Genomic DNA, 23,636 nt, shown 5'->3' with positions numbered 1-23,636 from the left:
AATTAGGAGATAATTTCAATGATTTCACGTAATGTTAACGCTTCATCACTTACCTTAATTTTAACATATTTTTGGAAATCTGTAACTAGTTCCGGAGAAATTTTGCCATTTGCATATACTTTTGCGACAATTTCACCCTTTTTGACTGATTCTCCAACTTTCTTCTCAAAAACAATCCCTGTCTCATAGTCAAGAGCATCGGTTTTGACTGCACGACCAGCACCCAGTCTCATAGCGTATAAACCAAACTCCATAGCTGGTAGTTCTGCAATGACACCTTCCTCATGTGCTGGTATTTCTATAACATGAGCAACATTCACAGGGCGATAGAGATCTTCTAAATCACCACCCTGAGCAAGAACCATCTCTTCAAATTTTTTAAGAGCCTTGCCATTCTCAAGATGCTTTTTCACTTCCTCAACAGTTTTTTCAACATTTGCCAGAGAAAGCATAATCTGAGCTAACTCACAGATAAAGTGACTAATATCTTGACGTCCTTTTCCTTGAAGAATATCTAGTGCTTCTAGAATTTCCAAGCGATTCCCAATGGCACGTCCCAATGGTTGACTCATGTCTGTAATGACTGCTACTGTCTTACGACCTACAGCCTTACCAAGGTTTACCATGGTTTGAGCCAATTCACGCGCCTCATCAACTGTCTTCATAAAGGCACCTTCACCGACTGTAACATCCAGCAAAATAGCATCTGCTCCAGCAGCAATCTTTTTGCTCATGACAGAGCTAGCAATCAAAGGAATGGTATCAACCGTTGCTGTCACATCACGAAGGGCATAAAGAAGTTTATCAGCTTTAACCAGTTGGTCAGATTGGCCAATAACCGAAACCCCGATATCCTGAACCTGTTTGATAAAGTCATCCTGACTGCGTTCGACTTGAAAGCCTTTGATGGACTCTAATTTGTCAATGGTTCCACCTGTATGTCCCAAACCTCGACCACTCATCTTGGCAACTGGTACGTCAAAACTAGCGACTAAAGGAGCTAAAATCAAGGTAACCTTATCACCGACTCCGCCTGTAGAATGTTTATCAACCTTGATACCTTTAATAGCTGATAAATCAAATTCCTGACCTGTCTTCACCATATTCATGGTCAAGTCAGAGATCTCTCTAGTGGTCATACCTTTAAAATAAACAGCCATAGCAAAAGCAGACATCTGGTAGTCAGGAACTGTTCCAGCAACATAACCTTCAATCAACCACTTGATTTCACTCGAAGTTAGTTCTTGTCCGTCTCTTTTTTTCTGGATTAGATCTACTGCTCTCATTCTTTCACACTTCTAAGGATATAATATCCCTTATCTTTCTTTACAACCTCGCAGTTGCCAAATACTTCTTCCATCTTGTTTTTGGCACTTGGAGCTCCTTGTTTTTTCTGGATAACAATGGTCAAATCACCACCGTCTACAAGATAATCAATGCTTTTCTCGATGATTTCATGAACAACTTGCTTTCCTGCACGAATGGGTGGATTCGAAATCACATGATCAAATTGACCTTCAACTTGCTCATAAATATTGGACTGGAAGATGCTTGCTTGAACTTTATTTCTCACAGCATTTTGCTGGGCTAAATCCAAAGCACGACTATTGATATCCACCATGGCTGCCTCAACCCCATAAGCTTTAACTAGAGACAAACCTAGTGGACCATAGCCACAACCAACATCAAGAATTTTTTCACCTTTTTTGACATCAAGACATCTTAACAACAATTGACTTCCAAAATCAATCATTTTTTTGCTAAAGACTCCTGCATCCGTCAGAAAGCTCATATTTTGTCCCAGTAACTCAACCTTTAGTTCATGAATATCATGAGCTGCATCGGGATTTTCTGCATAATACATTTTACTCATAGTATTATTTTACCATAAAAATAAGATAATTTGAATCGTTTACAAGGTCTATACCAACTATGGACCTAAAAAGATATAGCCTATCAACATACTGATAAAAAAAGAAAATAGGCAAGCTAGACCAATCAATATCAGCCACCATTGTCTTTTTAGAAAAGCTAAAATTATATAACAAATACAAAAAGTTGGTAATAAAACAAAGAGTACCAAATAGCCCCAACTATATTGCTGATTTCCAATTGAGATATTAAGGTTAAAGAAGGTTGGAGACAACCATAAAAAGACTACTAAAAGGATTGACCATCCGAGTCTTTTTTCTGTAAAAACCTCTGTCACTTGACCCTCCCTTATATGTAATCTTTACTTATATATTAACAAAGAAAGCGCTTTTTCTCAAATCATTTGTTCCCCTTTTATAAAGGAAATATGATATACTGGGATAGTTAACGAGGAATAAATATGACTAATGAATTTTTACATTTTGAAAAAATAAGCCGAAAAACGTGGCAATCTTTACATCGTAAAACAACTCCACCTTTGACTGAAGACGAATTGGATTCAATCAAGAGTTTTAATGACCAAATTAGCTTAGATGATGTAACAGATATTTATTTACCACTTGCGAATCTGATTCAAATCTACAAGCGTTCAAAAGAAGACCTTGCATTCTCTAAAAGTATTTTCCTTCAAAGAGAAAGTAAAATCCAGCCCTTTATCATTGGTGTATCAGGGAGTGTGGCTGTTGGAAAATCTACTACAAGTCGTCTTTTACAAATATTGCTTTCACGTATTGTTCCTGGAGCTACAGTAGAGTTAGTTACAACTGATGGTTTCCTATTCCCTAATGATACCTTAATCGAACGAGGTATTTTGACTAGGAAAGGTTTCCCAGAAAGTTATGACATGGAAGCTCTCATCAATTTCCTTGATCAACTTAAGAATGGTCAAGATGTTGATATCCCAGTCTACTCTCATGAAATCTACGATATCGTCCCAGAGCAAAAGCAACGAGTAGAAGCCGCTGATTTTGTAATTGTTGAAGGAATTAATGTTTTCCAAAATCCTCAAAATGCTCGTCTCTATATAACTGATTTCTTTGATTTTTCAATTTATGTTGACGCATCTGTAGAGGATATCGAGAGTTGGTATTTAGATAGATTCCTAAAATTATTAAGTTTGGCTCAGGATGATCCTGATAGCTACTACTATAGCTACACTCAGCTACCTTTAGGTGAAGTAAAGGATTTAGCTCACCAAGTTTGGACAAGTATTAATCTGATTAACCTCCAAAACTATATAGAACCGACACGAAATCGGGCTGAAGTTATTCTCCATAAGTCTAAAAATCACGAAATTGATGAAATTTATTTAAAAAAATGATTTCCCCTTGTCAAAATATAAGTTTTCAGATATAATGGTATAGTTAGTAAATATGGAGGTAAGAACATTGGCAAACATTAAATCAGCTATCAAACGTGCTGAATTGAACGTTAAACAAAACGAAAAAAACTCAGCTCAAAAATCAGCTATGCGTACTGCTATCAAAGCTTTTGAAGCAAACCCATCTGAAGAACTTTACCGTGCTGCAAGCTCAGCTATCGATAAAGCAGAAACTAAAGGTTTGATCCACAAAAACAAAGCTAGCCGTGATAAAGCACGTCTTGCTGCTAAACTTGGTTAATCAAGACTAAAAACAAAATGAGCTCTACGGAGCTTTTTTTGTACCAAATTTTAGAGGGAACAACATGAAAATTTCTATAATTGGATACTCTGGGTCAGGAAAATCAACTCTAGCAGACAAACTTGCCACTTACTACTCCATTCCTAAACTCCATATAGATACTCTCCAATTTCAACCAGGATGGCAAGAAAGTAATCGAGATTGGATGCTAAAAGAAATGCAGACTTTTTTAGCGAAAAACGAGAACTGGGTTATTGATGGCAACTATACTTGGTGTTGCTATGAAGAAAGGATGGAAGAGGCTGACCAAATCATCTTTCTTAATTTTTCGTCCTGGTCTTGTCTTTTTAGAGCCTTTAGACGCTATCTCAAATATAGAGGCAAAGTTAGAGAAAGCATGGCAGCTGGCTGCCCTGAACAATTCAACTGGGAGTTTATCCGCTGGATTCTCTGGGATGGTCGTAGCTCTGTACACAAAAATCAGTACAAAAGAATTTTTCTCGATTATACTCGAAAAATTACGATTATTAACAATCAAAGAGAACTAGATCAATTCTTAAATCAAAAATGAGGACTCAAAAATTGAGCCCTCATTTTATATATATTTTTGTATATTTTATTGTCTCAATTTAGAAAAGACTTCTCCAATTTTTCCCTCAATTACTAAATCAGCTCTACTGTCTTGAGGAGTACTTGACTTGTTTATAACAACAAGTTTTGAACCTGAGAAGTAATTAATCAAACTAGCTGCAGGATAAACAACCAAAGAAGTCCCACCAATAATCAATAAATCAGCTTTCTGGATAACCTGAGCCGCTTGACTAAAAACATCCATATCAAGTGGCTCCTCATAAAGGGTCACATCGGGTTTAACAACCTGGCCACAATCTAGGCAGTATGGAACAGGACCTTCGAGAGCCAAAAAACTATTTAAATCATAAAATCGATGACAGCCAAGACAGTAATTTCGGTCCACAGAACCATGTAGCTTCAAAACCTTCTTCGAACCTGCCATCTCGTGAAGACTATCGATATTTTGAGTTACAACAGCCTTCAGCTTACCGGCCTTTTCTAATGAAGCCAGATAATAATGGGCTAAATTTGGCTTAGCTTCTGGATATACGAGATGTTTTTTGTAAAAATCGAAAAATTCCTCTGGATAACGTACAAACATAGTATGAGAAACTAATTGTTCCGCAGAAAAATGCCTACCTAACTTAAGACTATATAAGCCGTCTGAACTACGAAAATCTGGAATATTAGACTCAGTAGAAACTCCTGCTCCACCGAAAAAAACAATGCTTTGACTTTGGTCTATCAGTTCCTGTAATTGTTCAATTTTATCCATCTTACTTCTCCTTCAGTCTTTAGTTCGAAAAAAGTTGAAAACCTTTAGCTATTACAAACTGGGCTTTCAACTTTATTTGATGATTATTGGATATCAAGCTTTCAGCTATTAAAAATCGCAAGCAAGAAGATTAGCTTCAAAGCCAAGAGTCTTATTCAGCAATCAAAGTTTCCAAACCAACCTTCATCATATCAGTGAAGGTGTTTTGGCGTTCTTCAGCTGTAGTGTCTTCTTCTGGGTTAACCAAGCTGTCAGAAATCGTCATAATGGCAAGAGCATCAACATGGTGTTGAGCAGCCAAATAGTAAAGAGCTGCTGCTTCCATTTCCACAGCCTTGACTCCCCATTTACCAAGTTCGATATTTTTTTCAAAGTAGTTTGAGTAAAAGACATCAGATGACAAAACATTACCTACGTGTGTAGTCATGCCAAGGTCTTTGGCAATGTGGTAGGCTTTATCTAGCAAATCAAAGCTAGCGATTTGCGGGAAATCGTATTGAGGCCAGTCATTACGGATGATGTTTGAGTTGGTTGCAGCTGCTTGAGCCAAGACCAATTCACGAACGTGTACATCCTCATTCAAAGAACCAGCAGTTCCCACACGGATCAATTTCTTCACACCGTAGTCAACAATCAACTCGCGTGCATAAATCGAAATGGATGGCATCCCCATCCCAGTTCCCATAACAGATACACGGTGACCCTTGTAAGTACCAGTGTAGCCAAACATGTTACGGACTTCGTTAAAACAAACAGCATCTTCAAGGAAATTCTCAGCGATAAATTTCGCACGAAGAGGATCCCCAGGAAGAAGAATTTTATCAGCAATTTCACCTTGCTTAGCAGCAATATGGATAGACATAATATAAGATACCAAACCCGTCAAAAAGCAAAGGGAAAATAGGAGTTGGGCGCAGTGAGCGATGCTCGCTAGACCAACTATCTTTTTCCCACTGCTTTTAGGGTGGGTTCAATTCCTTTCTTTCTTAATTTTTATGATTTAGAGAAGAGTAAACAGTATTCAGTTCAGCTAATACAGTTTACCCATCCTTTCATTTTTTGTTTGTAGAAAAGATTTCCGCTCGTGTTCAAATCTGAACACACGCCCTACCTTTCTTTTATTAATGTTTATTACAATTCAGCAAGAATAGCTTTAAGCAAGCCTTTGAAGTCGCCCTTAACTCGTTCTGTCACTTCTACGACTTCTTCGTGGTTGAGTTCTTCTTGGAAACCTGCAGCAAAGTTAGTAATGCATGAGATACCAAGGACTTTTAGGCCAGAGTGAGCTGCAATGATGACTTCAGGAACTGTTGACATCCCGACAGCATCTGCCCCAAGTGTCTTATACGCACGAATTTCAGCTGGAGTTTCGTAAGTTGGACCAGTTACACCGATATAAACACCATCATCAAGTTTAACACCTAGTTTTTCAGCAACTGCATGCGCTGTAGCACGATATTCTGGGGTATATGCTTTTGACATATCAGGGAAACGTGGACCGAAGTCATCCAAGTTTTCACCAATCAATGGGTTTTGACCCGTCATGTTGATGTGGTCAGTGATTGCCATCAAGGTACCTGGACCAAAGCCGATACCACCAGCAGCGTTGGTTACAATCACCCCTTCACAGCCCAAAACCTTCATGACACGAACTGGGAAAGTCACAATCTCGAGAGGATTTCCTTCATAGAAATGGAAGCGTCCTTGAAGGGCCAAAACCTTACGTCCTGCGAGCTCACCGTACACCAATTTACCAGCGTGTCCAACAACTGTTGAACGACCCCAGTTAGGAATTTCAGCGTAGTCTACAACAACTGGATTGTCGATTTCTTCTGCCAGTTCTCCAAGTCCTGATCCAAGGATTAGACCAAACTCAGGTGCTTCTACTCCCTTACTTTTCAAAAAAGCAGCTGTTTCATTGATTTTTGCTAATAATGTCATTATCTATCTCCTTTTTTATGTTTTAAAAATTGACCAATTTTATCAAAGGTATTAGCGTTACGAATGGTAATATTGCAATAGAAAGGCAACTTCAGTAGTTGTTTGTGATAGACTGTTTTAGCGTAGGTCTCTTCTGACAATTTGCCCCAAAAGATTCCTAGTTTCCCAAAATGAAGAACTTCTTCTCCTAGCTTCAACGCGAGCAACTTCTCTTCTACAAATTTCCTATCCAAGCCCTCAGTGTAAAAGAGTACATCCTTTCGAGCCATCTCATGGTTCCACCAATCGGGAAGATTTCTAAGCTCCTCTTCATAGTCTTCAAGACTCAACAAGGAAAAACTCTGAATAAATGGATAGTGTCTTTCAAAGAATCCCTTTAAATCCTCAACTAACTGAGTTCTAGTCATATTTGTGTCAAAGAAAATATTGCCACTATTAATGTAGCTTTCAACACTCTCTAATCCCAACTCCGTCAATTCTTGACGCAACTGACCCATGCCTACCCTGTTCTTTCCACCTACATTAATGCCCCGAACAAGTAAAGCATATCGTGTCATCTTATACCAATTTATCTAAGAAACTTTCACCAATCATGGCAGTTTCAACGCCAAAGTTATCCGCAATCGTTGCTGAGATGTCGGCAAAGTGCCCAACTGGGATCAAGCCACTACCTTTGAAGGCTGGACTGTATGCCAAGAGTGGGATATATTCACGAGTATGGTCTGTACCAGCATAGGTTGGGTCGTTACCATGGTCAGCAGTAATCAAAAGAAGGTCATCTTCTCTCATTGCTGCCATAATTTCTGGCAAGCGCTCATCAAACTCATGCAAGCAATCACGATAGCCGTGTGGATCACGACGGTGTCCATATAGGGCATCGAAGTCAACCAAGTTTGTAAATGAGAAGCCATGTTTGAAGTCTTCTGATTTCATAGCCTTGATCAAGTTGTCAATACCGTGGCTGTTTGATTTGTTGTGGCCCATATCGTGGTTGATACCTGCACCGTTGAAGATATCGTTAATCTTACCAACTGCATATGTATCGATACCTGCTTCATTCAATTTGTCCAAAACAGTTGGGGCAAATGGAGATACAGCCAAGTCACGACGATTTGCAGTACGTGTGAAGTTTCCAGGCTCACCAACATAAGGACGAGCAATAATACGTCCAAGAAGAGCTGGACGCTCTAAAGTAATCGAACGAGCGTATTCACAGATACGGTAGAGTTCATCCAAAGGAATAATGTCTTCGTGGGCTGCGATTTGAAGAACTGGGTCAGCTGATGTATAGATAATCAACTCGCCAGTTTCCATTTGGCGTGGTCCAAAGTCATCGATGACAGCTGTTCCTGAGTAAGGTTTGTTAGCTTCACGTATAACCTTGCGTCCTGAAAATTCTTCGATTTTAGTCAATATTTCTTCTGGGAAACCGTTCCAGAAAGTATCGAAAGGTTCAGTGATATTGAGTCCCATGATTTCCCAGTGACCAGTCATGGTATCTTTACCTAGAGATACCTCTTCAAGTTTAGTCGCATAACCTGTTGGATTGCTCTCAACTGGAACTGTCTTTAATGGTGTTTCGCGAGGAATGTTCCCAAGACCAAGTTTTGCCATATTTGGAACATTCAAACCTACTGATTTTGAAATATGTCCAAGCGTGTCCGATGCACCATCAGGAACACCAGCGTTGACAAAGTTATGAGCATCTGGTGCTGCACCGATTCCTACAGAATCTAATACTACCAAGTGAATACGATTAAATTTTGTCATAGTATGTCTCCTTATTATTTTGATTATTTCGCTTTTGTTGAAGTTAAAACCTGAACGCCCTTTTGTCCAGCAACGATGACCTTATCCACCATTTGATTAAACAAGCCGTGCTCAACGACACCAACGACGTGATCTAATTCTTGTCCCAGAGCAATTGGATCTTCAATCACTTCCAAGGCGAGGTCAATGATAAAGTTCTGCATATCCGTCACAAAACGTTGGCCATCCTTTTCTCGGAAGCTTGGTTTATAACCAGCTCTCTCAAATCGACGGAAGACCTGTTCGGCACCGTACTGAACAACCTCTACTGGAAGTTTAAAGGCTCCCAGTTTATCGACTAATTTACTTTCATCAACGACCCAGATATATTCTTTGGATGGAGTTGCGACGACCTTTTCCATGAGAAGGGCACCTCCACCACCTTTGATGCCATTAAACTGACTGTCCACTTCATCTGCACCATCGACTGTCAGGTCAACAAAGTCCACTTGGTCAATTGACTTAAGAGGAATATTGAGTCCTTCTGCTTGCTTGCTGGTTACACTAGAAGTCGTTACCGCTGTAATCTGCAAGCCTTCTTCCTTGATACGACGACCTATCTCTTCTACGAAATAGTAGGCAGTTGAGCCTGTTCCAAGTCCGACAACCATACCATCCTTGACGAACTCAGCAGCCTTAATTCCTGCCATTTTTTTCAGATTTTCCACTTTTACACCTCCAAAGTAGAGCTATTTCTATTATAGCATGAATACGCTTTAAATTCATCCTTGCACTAGAAAAACCCGAACAATTTATGTCGGGTTTTGTGATCTTTATTTAACCATATCAGGATCGTAATCGTAAAATCCAGTATCAAGGAAACGATTTTTAGGATGAAGCTTGCGAACTTCTTCATCGAGCAAGAAGGCTTGGTCATGTGTAAACTTGCCTTCTTGAATCAAGTTACGCGCTTGGATAAAGAGTTTTGCAATTTCTACAAAATTTTGGCCTGGAGTGTAGAGACCTTCAAGTTTCCAATGAGTGAATCCATGCTCAACTAATTCTGTTAACTTGGTCATCAAATCAAGGTCATTGTTAGCAAAGATATGAGTCCCATGATTGTCTTCAAAAATAGAATAATGGCTCTCTGGGTCACTTGGCTCAGCCAAGAACAAGTCACGTTGACGAGATTTTTCATCATCAATCTGTGTGAAATTATAGTAGTTTTGCAAGAGTGGACGCTTCGAATGGTGGATAACACTAGCACCGTATACCAAGACCTCAGCAGGAATTTCTAAAATCTCAGGCATCTTGAAGAGTTCTGCAGATGGGATTTCACGCGCCAAAACAGCTTCTGATGCTCCTGCTTTTTGTCCCCAGAAATTAATCTGACGACTGCTAGTGACCATGGTTGATGCATCGTAGATCGTTTTGAAAGAATAGCCATCACGGTTGACAACGTAAAAGACACCTGCATCCCCAACAGTAATGTAGTCCGTCTTGATTTCCTCTAAAAAGTCCAAGAATGGCTTGATACGGTCCATCATATCCTGGTGCATAAGAGCATTGACCGCAACGATTAATTCCTTACCGGCATCATGAACAATTTTTGCGATTTCATGCAATTCTTCATGACTGAAGGTAGTTGGCAAACGAAGACCAAAATTTTTCTCACCGACATAAATGCGGTCGACACCAGCTTCAAGTAGCTGTTTTACTTGTTCAATACTTTCAGCAGTTGCTGTAATGATAATCTTTTCCATAGAGAAAATTATACCACATTTCCAAAAAATCAGCTATACAGAAAAGTGGGACTTGTTAGTCCAAATTTTTTAAAAAAAGTGAACCGTATCAATAACAGTTCACTTTTTAGATTTATGCCTGTGTCTTTTCAACAAGTCGTCCGTCATTCATCACATAAATACGGTCAATCTTATCTAGCAAGCGAGTATCATGCGTAATCATGACAACTCCCCTGCCTTGCTCATGAGCAATTGAAGCCAACATATCCGTCACTTGATAAGCACGTTGTGTATCCAAGCTAGCTGTCGGCTCATCTGCAAGCACGATACTCGGATTATTGTATAGGGCTCTAGCAATTGCAGCTCGTTGACGTTCTCCACCAGAGAGAGCTTTGGGATAGTGGTTTTGAACCTTTTCCAAGTCCAACAAACTGAACAACTCTTGTCGGTCACTTTTTATAGATTTCTTTTTATCCAAACGGTCAATTAAATCTAATTGCTCCTTAACCGTTAAAAAGGGAATCAGATTTGAAGCCTGGAGGATAAAACCAAATTCACTAAAGCGCAAATCCGTTTTTTCTTTTTCAGATAAATGCCCAGTCTCTTTTCCCTTTACTAGAATCTTTCCACTTGAAGCTTCCTGAAGTTGGCCCAGAGTCGTTAAAAAGGTTGTTTTCCCTGATCCAGAAGGTCCTACAATCGCTACAAACTCCCCAGCTTTTAGCTGAAAATCGGTCTCATGGAGAGCTGTAACTTTCATATTGCCTTCGCCATATGTTTTTGTCACTTGAATCATCTCAATAAATGTCGTCATATCATTCTCCTTATCATTCTGCAATCGCTGTAATTGGATCTACTTTAAGTAGACGCGGAAGCGAAATGACGCCACCTAGAAGTGCCATCAAGCAAATGACTAGACTTAACACAAAGTATGCCAGCCAACTAGGATAGAAAAAGAAGGTTGCAGGTAAGACTAAAATGACAGCCCCAATGGCTACTAAGGCCAATCCGATACCCAAACCAGATAAGAGAAAGATTTGACAGAAAAGGGACCATACGATGGATTTTATCTGAATCCCTTGCGCTCGCATAATTCCATAGAGGCCTAATTTTTGAATAGTAATGATGTAGATAAAAATTCCTACAATTAAACCTGTAATGACGATCATAGCTAGAATCATTCCTGAGAATACATTGACCTGAGGGGTATAGCCAGGAATTTTCGAAATCATTTTTTGAATAGAAATCTGCTTCAAACCATCGCCAGTCACTTCTACATCATTTTGCAATACCAATGCAGAGATTGAACGATTGGCTTTTGTTGTTCCTTGTAAATTCCAATACGTTGTTAAGCTTGTAAAGACAACAGGTTCCGTGAAAAATTTATTTCCTTTGGTCAAACCTACAATCTTAAAACTTGTCTCACTCCCGTTGAGTTGAATTGCGTCCCCAAGTTTGATGCCATAATTTTCAAAAGACTGATCCACTACAACTTCTTGGTCATTTTCTGGGTAATGTCCTTCAATCAAGGTCGGAGAGATAAAACTGTCCCACTCTTGGCCAAAAATGGAGACATTAATTTTATCACTACTATTAACCAAGTTTGTTACAGCAAACATATAGCTTAAGGGAACAGCATCCTCAGACACCTTATCCTTGTAGTCTTTTTCTGGTATAAAGGATGCAGTCAAATTATCATTTGCATAATCGGATAGCACAACTCCTGTTGCTTGCCAATTATCAATAGCAGCCCTGTTATTCCGAACAAGCCCGAGAGCCAAACTGGTCATAAAAAAGACCATAAAAGCAATGAGAAAAATGGTTGTTAGAATTAAACTGTAACGCAGTTTATTCTGTAAAATTTCTTTGATAGCAAGATACATGCCAATCTCCTTTAAGTATTCTGTTGTCGAGGGAACATATCTCCCCTCTATCATAGCACTAAAGATAGAAAACTATCTCGACATGAACAACTAGAATCAATTTAAAAGAATCCTGTCCTTACTTCAAAATTGAATTTATTTGCATCTGTGTATGATTTTTATTCGTTTTAACCATCAAATTTCCCCTCGTTGAAATGAGAGAAAAATGATAAATTTTAAACGGTTTACTCATCCTATCATTTTCCGGCAGGGGTGTCAAGAAGAGAGATTTGAGACAAAAAATAGCATTTATGCAATTTGTAACAATCCTGTAATAATTTTCAATATAAAAAATGATAAAATAGAAGGTGTAGTGTAAGGAGAGAGAAATGCCCGCAAGAAAATTACAATCGTATGAGTTTGAACAAGAAAGAACAAAAACAACCCAGTATCAAGATTACATTCCAGAGAATACTTCTGTCACTAGTATAAAAGAAGTTCTTTTCTTTGTAAATATTGCTTGTTTCTGTGTCTTTTTAGCAATCTTTAGTTTTGTATTCCTATCATTAAAATTAAATACCATTCTATCCTTGGTATTGGCCGTAGGACTTAGTCTCGGAACCTTGAAAATTCAACGTACTTTTATCAAGAAAAGATTCAAATAAAAACCTTCGATTCATCGAAGGTTTTTTTATTTATTTTTACGTTTGGGTGGTGTTTGAATAGCGATTTTCACCTCAAAAATAGTTCCATGAGGTTTGTTATCTTTAACACTGATAGAGCCTTTAAGAGCATCAACGATTTGTTTAGCTAGGGATAAACCAAGACCAAATCCACCTTTTTGTCTAGTTCTAGCCTTATCAACTCTGTAAAAGCGGTCAAAAATTTTCTTTTTATCTGCTTGTGATATACCAATGCCGTCATCCGATACAGTCAAATACAAGTTGCGATCTGTTGCAGTAATCACAAAATTTATTTCTCCGTCCTCTTCTGTATATTTCACAGCATTGTCAAACAGAATCGTCATTAATTGTTTAAGGAGAAGCTTGTCTGTAATTATGGTACGCTTGATTCTATTTTCAAAACGAAAGACTTTATGATTCTCAGTAGCAATCATTTCATAGTTTGCAAAGATTGTGTTAAAGAATTCTGGTTGAACCTCACCTAAATCTGGTTTAATACCATCGTCACGACGGGCTAGATTAAGAAGATTGGTTGTTAAAAAGCGCATATTACGAACTTCTTCTAGACTTGAAGCTATACTCTCACTAGACTCCATAATGGTAGCCTCAGGTTTGCGAAAAAGTGTCTCCAAACGATTTTGCAAAACTGCTAAAGGTGTACGAAGCTCATGACTGGCATTTTCGACAAAAGCCTGTTGTTTTTGCATGCTTTCAAGCAAGGGTTTGACACTAACTCTAGCCAGATATAGACTAGCTAGGAGGGATAAAATCCAAAAACTCGCCATTACAACTACAATCAGCTGTTCGTGATTCTGACTGATTTGCTCTAGCTGACTGGTATTGATTAATATTGCAGCGTATTTAATATTTGTCGTGGTAGTCTCGATATGCATTTCTGTTAGGAGAACTCGATAAATCTCATCCTGTCCAAAGCTATTCTGAACATGAAGCTGGCGGATATGATTTAAATCCTTTTTATTAAAGGTAACCTTGTCTAAGCCTAAAAAGCGATTCCCCGCTAACAATTGATTCAGATTTTCATCGAACAGGATTACTTCTGTATTAGAACTAACAGTTGGTTTCTTATCACTCGATTTTGCAACAGATTCATTGTTCAGATCTTTTATATCCTCTGACGCTCTATTTAAAGCCAACTGAATCACATCTTGAGGATTGCTACTCAGAACTTGCAACTTTTCATCTACAGAAGTATAGAGGCTCGAGTGCATAACTTGCAAGATGATCAAGGTCATAGCAGAGAAGATGAGTGTAAAGACACCAAAGTTACGGACGAAGTAACTAAAATCTTCTGTGTACCAATTCTTTCTTATTTTACTAAACATGTTTTAAAATATACCCAACACTACGTAAAGTTTGAAGGTTTTCAGCAAAGGCTGAGCCTTTTAATTTCTTACGAACTTTTGATACATATACTTCTACTACAGAGATGGTTGTATCACTGTCAAATCCCCATAAACGGTCAAAAATTTGAGTTTTCGGTAAGATGACATTTTGGTTTTGGAGGAAATAAACCAAGAGTTCAAACTCTTTACCTAACAGTTCAACAACAGTATCATTGACTTTAATCTCATTAGTAGATAAATTAACTGTCAAATCACCATAAGCAAGCGTATTTTCGTTAAATTTCCCAGAACGTTTGAGAAGGGCTTGTATACGCATCTTGAGTTCTTCTAGGTAGAATGGTTTGGTCAGATAATCATCTGCGCCCAGCTCAAAACCATGTCCCTTATCATCCAAGCTTTCCTTAGCCGTCATGATCAGAACAGGAGTCGAAATACCTTTTTCACGCAATTCTTTTAAAACCTGGAACCCATTTTTCTCAGGCAACATCAAGTCCAATAAAATCAAATCATAAACGCCACTCTCAGCCTCATAGAGACCTTCTTCACCATCAAATACCTGCATGACATCTGCAAAATCATCCAAAAAATCAAAGACTGAATTTGACAGGCCTAGGTCATCTTCCACTAATAGAATTTTGATCATCAAAAATTCCTCCTTATTATATCCATTATAGCAAAATTATCTTAAAAAAAACTCAACTTCCCTTGTTTTTCCAAGAGAAAGTTGAGTTTTTGTAATCTAGTTAGACTAGAATCTTTTAAGCTTTGCTATATTGAGCAACAGCTACTTCAACTGCTGCTTTTTCACGCTTGATCAATTCAACGCGTGCTGCGATTTCCTTGATTCCCATACCGATGTTACGGCTAAGGGCAAGGTCAGAAAGTTGTGGCTCAAAGAAGGCCTTGTATTCTGTCAAGCGTTGCTCTGTCTTAAATACATGGGCAGGCAGAATAACAAAGCTATCAAAGCTCATATCTCCACCAAGAGCAGCCTTAATCCAATCCCAGTTTTCACGCGCCCAAGCCCAAACTGGTTCCTGAGTTTCCTTATGACCTAAGAACTGATAATACCATGCAGACAAGTCTTGTGGTTTCACCACAAATTTATCCTTCCATGAATTAATCAAGGTTTGGATATTTTCTGCATCTGTAGAATAAGCAAGCGCAGCTGCTAATTGACGTTTGAAAACTGCATCTGTTGCATGAGTGTATAGGTCTAGATAAGTCGCTACCAAGTCCTTAGTCTCATTGTGTTTAATCTCATTGATAAGGACTTGAGCACGAATGGCTGCTGGAAGTCCTGCAATTTTTTCTTTATGGGCTTCAAAGATTTGACTTGCTACCTGACTAGCTTCATCATCAATTGAACGAATCATCATAGAAATAGTTAATTGACGAACCAATTCATCTTCATCAGATTCACCCTCTTTAGCTTCAAAACCAAGTCGTTCATAGTTGTGACGAGCCAATTTAGCAATGAGGTTATTAAAGTCTTTCTCAACTTCTGTTCCTTCATCGATAAAGCGCTCAAGGGCACTAATAATTTGAGAAACTGCAGCAACAACCAGGTAAGATTCTTCCTTGGCAAGTTTATCAAAGACTGGAAGTAAGTCTGCAAATGAAATGTGTCCTGCCTCAGCAAGCAAGCGACGTTCTTGGACGATTTGTAGTTTGCTTGTATTATCAAGTTCAACTAATTCTGAAAGAATAGCATCCAATAATTCACCTTGATAGTCAGTAATGTAGTGGGCTGTGTTTTCAGTATTTAGACGAAGAGCTGTTTTGTTTTCAGCAAGAAGCGCTGCATAGCCAGGAATTTCGATACTTTCAGTTTCCAGAGTATCTGGTAGTCCTTTCCAGTTACTGTTCAGTGGCACTACCCAGAGACGATTCTTATCTTCGTGCTCACCGATAAAGAATTGTTTTTGTGAAATCTTCAACACATCATTTTCAACTGTAGCAGTTAAAACTGGATAGCCAGGTTGTTCCAACCAAGAATCCATGAAGGCTGCTACATCACGACCAGATGCTTGTCCGAGTGCATTCCAAAGGTCACGGCCAATAGTATTTCCGTATTGGTGTTTTTCAAAGTAAGCATGCAAGCCTTTAGCAAAATTAGCATCTCCTAACCAACGACGAAGCATGTGCATGAGACGGCTACCCTTCGCATAAACGATAGCACCATCAAAGAGCGTATTGATTTCATCTGGGTGGCTAACTTCAACGTGAACAGACTGAACACCATCAGTCGCATCACGTTTCAAAGCAGATGGAACACCACTTGTTTGGAAGTCTTCAAAGATATTCCAGCTTGGCTCGATAGCATCCACACAGACGTATTCCATCATGTTCGCGAAGCTTTCATTGAGCCAAAGGTCATCCCACCACTTCATAGTCACAAGGTTACCAAACCATTGATGAGCAAGTTCGTGGGCAATAACGAGGGCTACTTGTTGACGGCTAGCAAAGGTTGAGTTCTCATCCACAACCAAGTAAACTTCACGGTAAGTCACAAGCCCCCAGTTTTCCATAGCACCAGCTGAGAAGTCAGGAAGGGCGATGTGAAGAGATTGAGGGATTGGATATTTAACTCCATAGTAATCTTCGTAAAACTCGATTGAGCGAACGGCAATATCTAGTGAAAACTCAAGATTTGAAAGTGGGTGTGCCTTAGTTGAGTAAACACCAACGAGAGTACCGTTTTTAGTTGTAGCAGTAATTCCTTGCAAATCACCAGCCACAAAAGCTAACAAGTAAGAAGACATGCGAGGTGTTGTCTCAAACTTCCAGATACCTGTTTCTTTGCGGTTTTCAACGTCAATCTCAGGCATGTTTGACAAAGCAAGTTCACCTTCTGCTTGATCAAAACGAAGTGCTAGGTCAAAGGTTGCTTTAGCTTCTGGCTCATCCACACATGGGAAGGCTTCACGGGCAAAGTGGCTCTCAAACTGAGTAGACAAGACTTCCTTCTTAACTCCATCAACTGTGTAGTATGATGGATAGATTCCTGTCATGTTGTCTGTGATTTCACCTGAAAAAGCCATAACCAATTCAACTGAACCTGCTTCTTCAAGTTCGATATGAAGGGCTTCATTTTCGTTATCAACTGTAAATGGACGAGCTTGTCCTCCTACTTCAACTGAAGAAATCTCCAAATCCTTTTGGTGAAGGGAAATACGGTCACTTTTAGCTTGACCGGTAATGGTTACTTTTCCTGAAAAAGTCTTGGTCTCACGACTCAAGTCTAAAAATAAATCATAATGTTCAGGAACAAATTTTTCGATATAATGTTCTACTGCTTGCATCATATTCTCCTATTCTATATTTCTGAGCATATGCTCTAGTTCAAACATACCTATTTTATCATATTTTAAGTCAGAAAAACGCTTTGGACAGTGATTTCCAAAACTTTCTTCCTTCTAGTAGTCTACAGAGGGTAGACCTTGCGAAATTCTTCTAAAACCACCTTGCTGTCAGGTGTAAACGTCAGACCTGCTTCCTCCAGCCACTCCGTGAAAAACTCCTCATGAACCTGACGCCAGTAGGCTAAGGATTTATCGCCTTCACCTTCCTTGTAGGCATGGTCGGCTGACACTTGATGGAAGGGCTGAACAGAAACCTTTGTAATTTCGACAATGCAGACAGCCTGATTTTGACTGTCTAAAATGACATCGAAGGTCCCTTCTTGGGGAAGGGGTTCGTCCTCTAATTCGTAGAGGTCGTAAGCTGAGGCTGTTGCTGTTTTTTCGCCTGTAAAGACCAGATCCGCTAAAAGATCTGGGGCCACTCCAAAGGCCCAGGCGTCTATTTCATCTCCAATAGAGGGGTTGATTTGCTTGTAGGCATTCCACATTTCTTGAGGTGTCATGGGTTGCTCCTTTGTCTTTTTTTACTTTCTTCTTTTACACGTTTGAGATGATATGGATGGTCAATCTCTAAATTAAAAATCTCTGGAATAGAACTATAATGGAGAATACACTTGATATCCATTTGATTCATTTTTTGTATGAAAGAAGCATTCAGATATCCTGCTACGGCGAAATCTATCTTTTTCGTCCTTGCTTTATCCTGCATATTTCTCAGCATATCTAACATTATTGGACTTTCTATATCATGCCATTGACTATTTCTCACAGTCGCAAAAACAAAAGAAGTCAAATCATTCATTCCCACTACAATCTTTGAAATACCCGTTTCTATTATTCTGTCCAAGCCAAAATAAGCTGACGGTAATTCAATCATCGTGCCGACTTTCCCGGTAAAACCATACTGACGCAATACTGTAATAGCTTGTTTTAATTGTTCGGCATCATTGACAAAAGGAAAAATAACAGACAGATTGGGATTGGTTTGAAAAACTTCTGTAACAACATTTGTCTCAGCCTGAAATTCATCTGGACACGCCAACAAACGCCTGATACCTCTGTATCCAAATAAGGGGTGGCGTTCGTCAAAATACTCTTTAGTCCCGTCTAGGATATTTGCTTCTGCATTTGTTAACTCTGAAAAGCGATACCAGACTTCTTCATCTGAGTACAAATGACAAATAGTGTCTAGATAATCTTTCACACATTGTTGACAATTTGGTAATAGTATGTTTTGGTTTAGTTCTCTCAACAAGTATTCCCCACGAATCAAGCCGACGTGGTGCAATAAATGGGGATAAACTTTTTCAACAATTTTTTCGCCACTAAGAGCTAGTTGATTTTGCATGTTCATTCACCTCGTCTTAAAAGATACAATATCAGATATCATTATACGACACTTTCCTCTAGTTCAAAAGCTTCATAAGGTTCAACTAACTCATATCCTAAAAATTCTGCTACTTTTTTGGAAGCCTCGTTATGAGCATCCCAAAGTGGAAACATATCTCTATTTAAACTCTCTAAAATCATTGCAGCACCAAGCTTTTTAGCAAATCCATTTCCTTGTTCGTTTGGTCTAGTTGCAACTTCCACTTCAACTGCTCCTTGGTAAACTAACCCTGAGGAAATCCCAGCAATCACTTCATTATTTTTAAGAATCACAAAGCCAAATCCACCTTTTAAAGCAAAATCCTGGTAGGACTCAAAATCCCCCTGTAAATCTTGTGACCATTCTTCCTCAGAAAGGCAGTTATAAATACGATTATCAATAGGCACAATATTGTAACCTTCCTCTAACTGAGTAACTAGATCATTTAGAAGTTCAACTTGAAAATTTGCCTTATCCTTAAAAGAATAGCGAGTAAAAGAAATTAACCCACCTTGCCGATGCAGAAAATCTTGCCACTTAGTGTCTTCTGAAATAATAATCTTATAATCTAAACCATATTGCCTAACAAAATCTTCCCAAAATCTGGAATCCAACTCCCCTGCTAGGTATAGAAAATTTCCAATATCAAAAAAGCTCGTTGTCCTATCACTGTTTCGATAAACAGTACCGATTTGAGATTTAAGACCATAGAGAACCATATATTTCTTCCATGTTTTAAATAGTTCCATTATCCCTCTATTTCACTTTCCAATTCCTATAACTTGTTAGTTCTAATTCTGGAAATCCTCGTAACTCCGCCTTCACCTTCAATACTAAAGGAGAAGCATTGTCTTCAGTAATTTCTTCCACATTCAACCAAACTGCATTTGCTGAATCATTGCTTCCATCAAGAACCTCCTGAGGAAGGGATTGTTGAGAGCTCTCTAAATCGAGTACGATATCATAAAAGGCCATGATATGGTGTACTGCAAAATCTTTGCCCTCTTCTTGAACCATCACGTCATACATCCTAGGATTTGAATAACGGCTAAGCGTATAGCCTGTCTCCTCCAGAACCTCTCTCTTGAGGGTTTCTGTCAGCCCTTCCCCTACTTCCTGGCTACCACCCGGTAAATCAAAACGATGCTGATAAGGTCCTCTCGTTTTTTCAATGCAAAGCAATTTCCCGTCTTGAAGACAGACCCCGTATACACCAAAGTGATTTTTGATTTCCATATTCCACTCTTTCTAAAAATCAAAGATTGTCAGCTCACCTTATCCCTTAAAAGGAAAGAGGCTATAGATTTCATGCTCTTTGATATACTTCTTCAGTATCTCCATATTCTCTTCAATTTTTGCCAGAATATCTGTCTCTTCACAAGTTGACTCAGTAATAAAGAGGTGAATTTTCAATAAATCTGTCAAGTATAACAGACGGCGTTCCATTTCTGATTCAGAACTTGAAGCTTGCTTGATTTTTGCAATCTTTTGCTCCAAGCTCTCACCATTCAAAAATCTCTGATGAACTCTCCTTCTTATTTTTTGAGTGGATTCCTCCCCTTGTTCTAATGGGGATAAAAGGAGTTTCTTATAGACGAATACCTGATTTTCTGTCTCTCTTTCCAGATAGGCCAATAAAACCAGAGAGCTAGCAACAAAGGTCCAAGTGTTATAATTCCCTTCAAATGGAACTTGTATGATCTTATCTAATAATTTCTTAGCCATTTCTTCTTGACCATCCAGATAAAGTAAATAGGCCAGATGATTTAGCGATTCGAGATAGCTAGCTTGGGTTTTCTTATTCTTTTTGGGAACTAGGTTTAAATAAGATACTAACTCAAGATTATTTTCAACCTCTTCGATTAGTTCTTTCACATTCATTTCTTTTCTCCTATCCAATTCACTTTTTGTTACTGAGAAAAGCTTTTCTCAGGTCAATCTTACCGAAATAGATATTCTTTCGCTGTTGTTTGGACACTTGGGGAAAGGTAGCGCTCTATCAAATCACCTGTCCCTGCAATATATCCCTCCAGAGGGACATCTTCTCTTTGACCCCAGAAATTTGAAAAAGCGAAATAGAACTCAAAAAACTCCGTCAAACTTTCACTGAGTTTATAGAAATTAGGATTTCCAGGACTGCCCGCGTAAACAGGGGATTTTTCATCTTTCATATCGCAAAAAAGAATATCGTCTGTATCTGTAGTAGCGAATATCTGGTATTGCCCTTCACTAAATTGAAGGACATCTTGTAAGGCCCAAGATTCGACTGTCCTTGCAGGAGAGTCTAATGGCAACAAAACAATATTAAAATTTTGATTGGCAAAAAACAAATCCTTATCGAACTCTATGTGTTGATAATAATCAAGTAATTCTCCTGTCAAATCTGAGGACTGGATCCTCAATTTTTCATCTGAAAAACTCACTGATTGGGGAATAAACGTTGTTTCCTCATAGAGTCTAATGATCTTTTTTAATACAGTCACTACTGCCATTTTTCTCTCCTTGGTCATTCCTCTTCCGTCTCCTTTAAGAATTCCAGCCACATCTTCACATCTGGATTTATCTCATGCGCTACCTCAGCATGCTCCCTATAATCCATATCCAAGTAGCCTTGTTCATTCCTGAAAATAACACCTTGTTCATAACATACTTTAAAGGTTGTGAGCATGGATTTCAATGACCGGTATTCGACCTGAGGTTCCTCTTCATACACGTAAACACCATGTATTTGACCCTGAGATTCTGGAGCCAAGTTCATGGCATAAAAATCTCCCCCTCCACTGGCAAAAATTGGGAACCAAAATTTGTTCCAAACATCTCTTGCTCTTAGTTCCATGTAGGTCTGGATACTTTCTTCCAGAGACATCAAATAGAAGCCAGGAAAAAATGCCAGCTCACCGAGTGTGATTCCCTCACTATCTTTTGATCCGTTTCTCCATGTATAAAGAGCATGCAAGTCCTGGTTTGGCTGTAATGGGATTTCCTCAAACAATTCTTGAATTTTTAAAGAAGTTATTCCCGGATTTAGATGGTCTACACAAGGATGATTTAGCTGTCGGAGACTTTTTTCAATCTCATTTAATAATTGGGTGATCATTTCCATTTTGTTCTCCTTACCTTGTAGATCATTAGGGACGAGTTCCTTCGTCCCTAGAAAAGAGCTTGTGATTATTCAATCCCATCCTCTTTGTTGTACTCTATCATGCATTTTACCGCATATTCTACCCATTCCCAAAAATCGTTAAACTCTTTCCGTTGCTCCCATCCTTCGGCAGCAAAATCATGAATGAGTTGGACCTTATTGTCCTTTCCTATTTCAAAACAAGCTGTATCATCACAATCTCCTCTTTTAGCAAATGGAATCAACTTTCTGCTTGGGTATCTTTCCTGCAATCCCTCATACAAAGATAGGGCCCATTCTGAATCCAACAGATACCAACAATCAAAATCAACTAAATTGAGTTCAATCAATTTTTTAAACGATTCAGGATACTGAAATAGCCTTTCATCAAGTAAATAGTTTTTCATTTCTTATTTCCTTTTGGTACAAGATTGATATAGGATGCTAAGTCAACATTATTTTCAACCTCTTCGATGAGTTCATTAAAATTCATTTCTTTTCTCCTACCGGTTCCTTTCGTCAGGATGTTGATCAGTAAATCAGCACTTTCATTCCGACCTAATAAGTAGTTTTGATTATTTCTCCCAAACGAATATAGGTTTTAAAGAAGTTTTTAGGTACAGAGGCAATCTTAGGTGTAATGGATAAGCCATAGTTTGCAAAATCTAAAGCCAACTTCTTAGAATCGATTGAATCATAATACTCAACATACAATCTGCATAAGTTCACTTTGGTGATAGAGAATTGTTTTAGCAACCAATCCTTCTCAAGATCCTTCTCGGGATCTATGCTCGAAAATACGGTAGGATACGACGCATACTGAGCAGTAAAATCAATGGCCTCTTGGACAGCCTTTTCCAATTCAGCTTGATCCACGCCATTTCTAAGATCGATAGAACCTAATCGCGTCCGTAAAGCACAATCCACTTCTTCTAACAGTCCCGCGTCCAGAAAGAGGGGGTGAAGGCCAACATTCACAAAATAGGCACTACCATCTGATTTTCGTTGAAAATAGATGACCGTGTAAAAATCATGATTGATTTTATAATAGTTATTGGTTCGCCTTAGTCGTGAAAAGCCATTTTTTAGGAAGAGTTCTTTGGCCTCTTTCATTTCATTACCTCTATTTCTAACAGGATGTGGAGAGTTCCTCATTGCATTTTCCTAGGAATCTAAATGGATATAGGTTATCCCTACAACTTTCCCGTTCTCAATCGCATATTGCTTAACAGAATGAATGGAACTGATCAAACCTTCCTTACTGATTTCCTCTAGGGTTGCTGGCACTATTTGACCCTTTAATTTAAAATCCCGAGCCTTGTCTATCTCCCCCACATCATCAATGGACGTCCAAAAGAGCATATATTCATCGCAATAAAAATAGATCTGATCATCATAGAACTCAGGTATTTTACAGAACTCAACCCCATCACTTTGTCTTTCTGTAGCATTACTATCTCGATAAATAAAATAAGTTGTCTTCATCTCTTATATTTTATAACTGCATCATTAATCATAACCTTCATCCATATACTATC

General features: G+C 38.7%; 28 protein-coding genes. 4 read left to right on the top strand and 24 right to left on the bottom strand.

The window, feature by feature from the left end:
• Window positions 1-2: 2 nt before the first annotated feature.
• Entirely contained in the window at window positions 3-1,286 is a 1,284-nt protein-coding gene (locus PAN07_RS03680) for a pyrimidine-nucleoside phosphorylase (RefSeq protein WP_269797112.1), read from the bottom strand.
• Entirely contained in the window at window positions 1,283-1,873 is a 591-nt protein-coding gene (locus PAN07_RS03675; RefSeq protein WP_269797111.1) for a class I SAM-dependent methyltransferase, read from the bottom strand. Before PAN07_RS03675 ends, PAN07_RS03680 begins: the two co-directional genes overlap by 4 nt.
• Window positions 1,874-2,332: 459 nt before the next feature.
• Between PAN07_RS03675 and coaA the strand changes: the two genes are divergently transcribed.
• The 3 genes from coaA to PAN07_RS03660 all read left to right on the top strand — a co-directional run bounded on the left by coaA (window position 2,333) and on the right by PAN07_RS03660 (window position 4,125).
• Window positions 2,333-3,253 carry a type I pantothenate kinase gene (coaA, locus tag PAN07_RS03670; protein WP_269797110.1) on the top strand — a complete coding sequence of 307 codons (921 nt, stop codon included), beginning with the start codon at window positions 2,333-2,335 and terminating at the stop codon, window positions 3,251-3,253.
• Between the two features lie 52 nt (window positions 3,254-3,305).
• Entirely contained in the window at window positions 3,306-3,554 is a 249-nt protein-coding gene (gene rpsT / locus PAN07_RS03665; RefSeq protein WP_029689628.1) for a 30S ribosomal protein S20, read from the top strand.
• Window positions 3,555-3,618: 64 nt separating this feature from the next.
• Window positions 3,619-4,125, top strand: coding sequence for a DNA topology modulation protein (locus tag PAN07_RS03660; RefSeq protein ID WP_269797109.1), 507 nt, complete (start codon window positions 3,619-3,621; stop codon window positions 4,123-4,125).
• Between the two features lie 45 nt (window positions 4,126-4,170).
• Here PAN07_RS03660 and PAN07_RS03655 read toward each other — a convergent pair whose 3' ends face one another.
• The 9 genes from PAN07_RS03655 to PAN07_RS03615 form a co-directional block, all read right to left on the bottom strand.
• The gene (locus PAN07_RS03655) at window positions 4,171-4,902 is read right to left on the bottom strand and encodes an NAD-dependent protein deacylase (RefSeq protein WP_269797108.1); all 732 of its coding nucleotides are present in this window, start codon (window positions 4,900-4,902) and stop codon (window positions 4,171-4,173) included.
• Between the two features lie 151 nt (window positions 4,903-5,053).
• Window positions 5,054-5,764, bottom strand: coding sequence for a purine-nucleoside phosphorylase (gene deoD / locus PAN07_RS03650; RefSeq protein ID WP_178894854.1), 711 nt, complete (start codon window positions 5,762-5,764; stop codon window positions 5,054-5,056).
• Between the two features lie 269 nt (window positions 5,765-6,033).
• Window positions 6,034-6,843 (bottom strand): purine-nucleoside phosphorylase, encoded by an 810-nt coding sequence (locus tag PAN07_RS03645; protein WP_269797107.1) that lies wholly within the window; start codon window positions 6,841-6,843, stop codon window positions 6,034-6,036.
• Complete coding sequence (locus tag PAN07_RS03640; protein WP_269797106.1) at window positions 6,843-7,400, bottom strand: DUF1697 domain-containing protein; 558 nt, start codon at window positions 7,398-7,400, stop codon at window positions 6,843-6,845. Before PAN07_RS03640 ends, PAN07_RS03645 begins: the two co-directional genes overlap by 1 nt.
• A 1-nt stretch (window position 7,401) precedes the next feature.
• Window positions 7,402-8,613, bottom strand: coding sequence for a phosphopentomutase (locus PAN07_RS03635; RefSeq protein WP_269797105.1), 1,212 nt, complete (start codon window positions 8,611-8,613; stop codon window positions 7,402-7,404).
• A 23-nt stretch (window positions 8,614-8,636) separates the two neighbouring features.
• Window positions 8,637-9,320, bottom strand: a complete 684-nt coding sequence (rpiA, locus tag PAN07_RS03630; protein WP_269797104.1) for a ribose-5-phosphate isomerase RpiA — start codon at window positions 9,318-9,320, stop codon at window positions 8,637-8,639.
• A 105-nt stretch (window positions 9,321-9,425) separates the two neighbouring features.
• Window positions 9,426-10,355 carry a peptidase U32 family protein gene (locus PAN07_RS03625; protein WP_269797103.1) on the bottom strand — a complete coding sequence of 310 codons (930 nt, stop codon included), beginning with the start codon at window positions 10,353-10,355 and terminating at the stop codon, window positions 9,426-9,428.
• A gap of 112 nt (window positions 10,356-10,467) precedes the next feature.
• A complete protein-coding gene (locus tag PAN07_RS03620; protein WP_269797102.1) occupies window positions 10,468-11,148 on the bottom strand; it encodes an ABC transporter ATP-binding protein in 681 nt (226 codons plus the stop codon).
• A 13-nt stretch (window positions 11,149-11,161) separates the two neighbouring features.
• Window positions 11,162-12,217: an ABC transporter permease gene (locus PAN07_RS03615; RefSeq protein WP_269797101.1), complete on the bottom strand. Its 1,056-nt coding sequence runs from the start codon at window positions 12,215-12,217 to the stop codon at window positions 11,162-11,164.
• Between the two features lie 368 nt (window positions 12,218-12,585).
• On the opposite strand from PAN07_RS03615, the gene PAN07_RS03610 reads away from it, so the two are divergent.
• On the top strand, window positions 12,586-12,861 hold the full coding sequence (locus tag PAN07_RS03610) for a DUF3270 family protein (RefSeq protein WP_269797100.1): 276 nt from the start codon (window positions 12,586-12,588) through the stop codon (window positions 12,859-12,861).
• Between the two features lie 26 nt (window positions 12,862-12,887).
• Here PAN07_RS03610 and PAN07_RS03605 read toward each other — a convergent pair whose 3' ends face one another.
• The 13 genes from PAN07_RS03605 to PAN07_RS03545 form a co-directional block, all read right to left on the bottom strand.
• Window positions 12,888-14,222: a HAMP domain-containing sensor histidine kinase gene (locus tag PAN07_RS03605; protein WP_269797099.1), complete on the bottom strand. Its 1,335-nt coding sequence runs from the start codon at window positions 14,220-14,222 to the stop codon at window positions 12,888-12,890.
• A complete protein-coding gene (locus tag PAN07_RS03600) occupies window positions 14,215-14,886 on the bottom strand; it encodes a response regulator transcription factor (protein WP_269797098.1) in 672 nt (223 codons plus the stop codon). Before PAN07_RS03600 ends, PAN07_RS03605 begins: the two co-directional genes overlap by 8 nt.
• Window positions 14,887-15,001: 115 nt before the next feature.
• On the bottom strand, window positions 15,002-17,548 hold the full coding sequence (locus tag PAN07_RS03595; RefSeq protein ID WP_269797097.1) for a M1 family metallopeptidase: 2,547 nt from the start codon (window positions 17,546-17,548) through the stop codon (window positions 15,002-15,004).
• 122 nt (window positions 17,549-17,670) lie between these two features.
• A complete protein-coding gene (locus PAN07_RS03590) occupies window positions 17,671-18,111 on the bottom strand; it encodes an ASCH domain-containing protein (protein WP_269797096.1) in 441 nt (146 codons plus the stop codon).
• Entirely contained in the window at window positions 18,108-18,956 is an 849-nt protein-coding gene (locus PAN07_RS03585) for a putative PEP-binding protein (protein WP_346658443.1), read from the bottom strand. The genes PAN07_RS03590 and PAN07_RS03585 overlap by 4 nt, the downstream gene beginning before the upstream one ends.
• Before the next feature lie 41 nt (window positions 18,957-18,997).
• Window positions 18,998-19,726 carry a GNAT family N-acetyltransferase gene (locus tag PAN07_RS03580; RefSeq protein ID WP_269797095.1) on the bottom strand — a complete coding sequence of 243 codons (729 nt, stop codon included), beginning with the start codon at window positions 19,724-19,726 and terminating at the stop codon, window positions 18,998-19,000.
• A gap of 7 nt (window positions 19,727-19,733) precedes the next feature.
• A complete protein-coding gene (locus PAN07_RS03575; RefSeq protein WP_269797094.1) occupies window positions 19,734-20,213 on the bottom strand; it encodes an NUDIX hydrolase in 480 nt (159 codons plus the stop codon).
• A 39-nt stretch (window positions 20,214-20,252) separates the two neighbouring features.
• Window positions 20,253-20,858 (bottom strand): DUF6707 family protein, encoded by a 606-nt coding sequence (locus PAN07_RS03570; protein ID WP_269797093.1) that lies wholly within the window; start codon window positions 20,856-20,858, stop codon window positions 20,253-20,255.
• Window positions 20,859-20,917: 59 nt separating this feature from the next.
• A complete protein-coding gene (locus PAN07_RS03565) occupies window positions 20,918-21,469 on the bottom strand; it encodes a hypothetical protein (RefSeq protein WP_269797092.1) in 552 nt (183 codons plus the stop codon).
• 14 nt (window positions 21,470-21,483) lie between these two features.
• The gene (locus tag PAN07_RS03560) at window positions 21,484-22,080 is read right to left on the bottom strand and encodes an SMI1/KNR4 family protein (protein ID WP_269797091.1); all 597 of its coding nucleotides are present in this window, start codon (window positions 22,078-22,080) and stop codon (window positions 21,484-21,486) included.
• A gap of 65 nt (window positions 22,081-22,145) precedes the next feature.
• Window positions 22,146-22,505: a hypothetical protein gene (locus PAN07_RS03555; RefSeq protein WP_269797090.1), complete on the bottom strand. Its 360-nt coding sequence runs from the start codon at window positions 22,503-22,505 to the stop codon at window positions 22,146-22,148.
• A 151-nt stretch (window positions 22,506-22,656) separates the two neighbouring features.
• A complete protein-coding gene (locus PAN07_RS03550; protein ID WP_269797089.1) occupies window positions 22,657-23,211 on the bottom strand; it encodes a DUF4304 domain-containing protein in 555 nt (184 codons plus the stop codon).
• A 51-nt stretch (window positions 23,212-23,262) separates the two neighbouring features.
• Window positions 23,263-23,583, bottom strand: coding sequence for a hypothetical protein (locus PAN07_RS03545; RefSeq protein WP_269797088.1), 321 nt, complete (start codon window positions 23,581-23,583; stop codon window positions 23,263-23,265).
• Window positions 23,584-23,636: the final 53 nt, after the last annotated feature.

It is taken from the genome of Streptococcus sp. SM5, from assembly GCF_027497975.1.
The sequence above is the reverse complement of the archived record's forward strand: the minus strand, read 5'-3'. Positions and strand labels throughout refer to the sequence as shown.

Coding starts and splice junctions, on each gene's coding strand:
- coaA (WP_269797110.1), top strand. CDS start 2,333: ATGACTAATGAATTTTTACATTTTGAAAAAATAAGCCGAAAAACGTGG.
- PAN07_RS03655 (WP_269797108.1), bottom strand. CDS start 4,902: ATGGATAAAATTGAACAATTACAGGAACTGATAGACCAAAGTCAAAGC.
- PAN07_RS03575 (WP_269797094.1), bottom strand. CDS start 20,213: ATGGAAATCAAAAATCACTTTGGTGTATACGGGGTCTGTCTTCAAGAC.
- PAN07_RS03550 (WP_269797089.1), bottom strand. CDS start 23,211: ATGAAAGAGGCCAAAGAACTCTTCCTAAAAAATGGCTTTTCACGACTA.
- PAN07_RS03610 (WP_269797100.1), top strand. CDS start 12,586: ATGCCCGCAAGAAAATTACAATCGTATGAGTTTGAACAAGAAAGAACA.
- PAN07_RS03680 (WP_269797112.1), bottom strand. CDS start 1,286: ATGAGAGCAGTAGATCTAATCCAGAAAAAAAGAGACGGACAAGAACTA.
- PAN07_RS03600 (WP_269797098.1), bottom strand. CDS start 14,886: ATGATCAAAATTCTATTAGTGGAAGATGACCTAGGCCTGTCAAATTCA.
- PAN07_RS03590 (WP_269797096.1), bottom strand. CDS start 18,111: ATGACACCTCAAGAAATGTGGAATGCCTACAAGCAAATCAACCCCTCT.
- PAN07_RS03660 (WP_269797109.1), top strand. CDS start 3,619: ATGAAAATTTCTATAATTGGATACTCTGGGTCAGGAAAATCAACTCTA.
- PAN07_RS03560 (WP_269797091.1), bottom strand. CDS start 22,080: ATGGAAATGATCACCCAATTATTAAATGAGATTGAAAAAAGTCTCCGA.
- PAN07_RS03635 (WP_269797105.1), bottom strand. CDS start 8,613: ATGACAAAATTTAATCGTATTCACTTGGTAGTATTAGATTCTGTAGGA.
- PAN07_RS03595 (WP_269797097.1), bottom strand. CDS start 17,548: ATGCAAGCAGTAGAACATTATATCGAAAAATTTGTTCCTGAACATTAT.
- PAN07_RS03620 (WP_269797102.1), bottom strand. CDS start 11,148: ATGACGACATTTATTGAGATGATTCAAGTGACAAAAACATATGGCGAA.
- PAN07_RS03585 (WP_346658443.1), bottom strand. CDS start 18,956: ATGCAAAATCAACTAGCTCTTAGTGGCGAAAAAATTGTTGAAAAAGTT.
- PAN07_RS03645 (WP_269797107.1), bottom strand. CDS start 6,843: ATGACATTATTAGCAAAAATCAATGAAACAGCTGCTTTTTTGAAAAGT.
- rpsT (WP_029689628.1), top strand. CDS start 3,306: ATGGAGGTAAGAACATTGGCAAACATTAAATCAGCTATCAAACGTGCT.
- PAN07_RS03615 (WP_269797101.1), bottom strand. CDS start 12,217: ATGTATCTTGCTATCAAAGAAATTTTACAGAATAAACTGCGTTACAGT.
- PAN07_RS03570 (WP_269797093.1), bottom strand. CDS start 20,858: ATGAATGTGAAAGAACTAATCGAAGAGGTTGAAAATAATCTTGAGTTA.
- PAN07_RS03640 (WP_269797106.1), bottom strand. CDS start 7,400: ATGACACGATATGCTTTACTTGTTCGGGGCATTAATGTAGGTGGAAAG.
- PAN07_RS03605 (WP_269797099.1), bottom strand. CDS start 14,222: ATGTTTAGTAAAATAAGAAAGAATTGGTACACAGAAGATTTTAGTTAC.
- PAN07_RS03580 (WP_269797095.1), bottom strand. CDS start 19,726: ATGGAACTATTTAAAACATGGAAGAAATATATGGTTCTCTATGGTCTT.
- PAN07_RS03675 (WP_269797111.1), bottom strand. CDS start 1,873: ATGAGTAAAATGTATTATGCAGAAAATCCCGATGCAGCTCATGATATT.
- PAN07_RS03545 (WP_269797088.1), bottom strand. CDS start 23,583: ATGAAGACAACTTATTTTATTTATCGAGATAGTAATGCTACAGAAAGA.
- deoD (WP_178894854.1), bottom strand. CDS start 5,764: ATGTCTATCCATATTGCTGCTAAGCAAGGTGAAATTGCTGATAAAATT.
- PAN07_RS03625 (WP_269797103.1), bottom strand. CDS start 10,355: ATGGAAAAGATTATCATTACAGCAACTGCTGAAAGTATTGAACAAGTA.
- PAN07_RS03555 (WP_269797090.1), bottom strand. CDS start 22,505: ATGAAAAACTATTTACTTGATGAAAGGCTATTTCAGTATCCTGAATCG.
- PAN07_RS03565 (WP_269797092.1), bottom strand. CDS start 21,469: ATGGCAGTAGTGACTGTATTAAAAAAGATCATTAGACTCTATGAGGAA.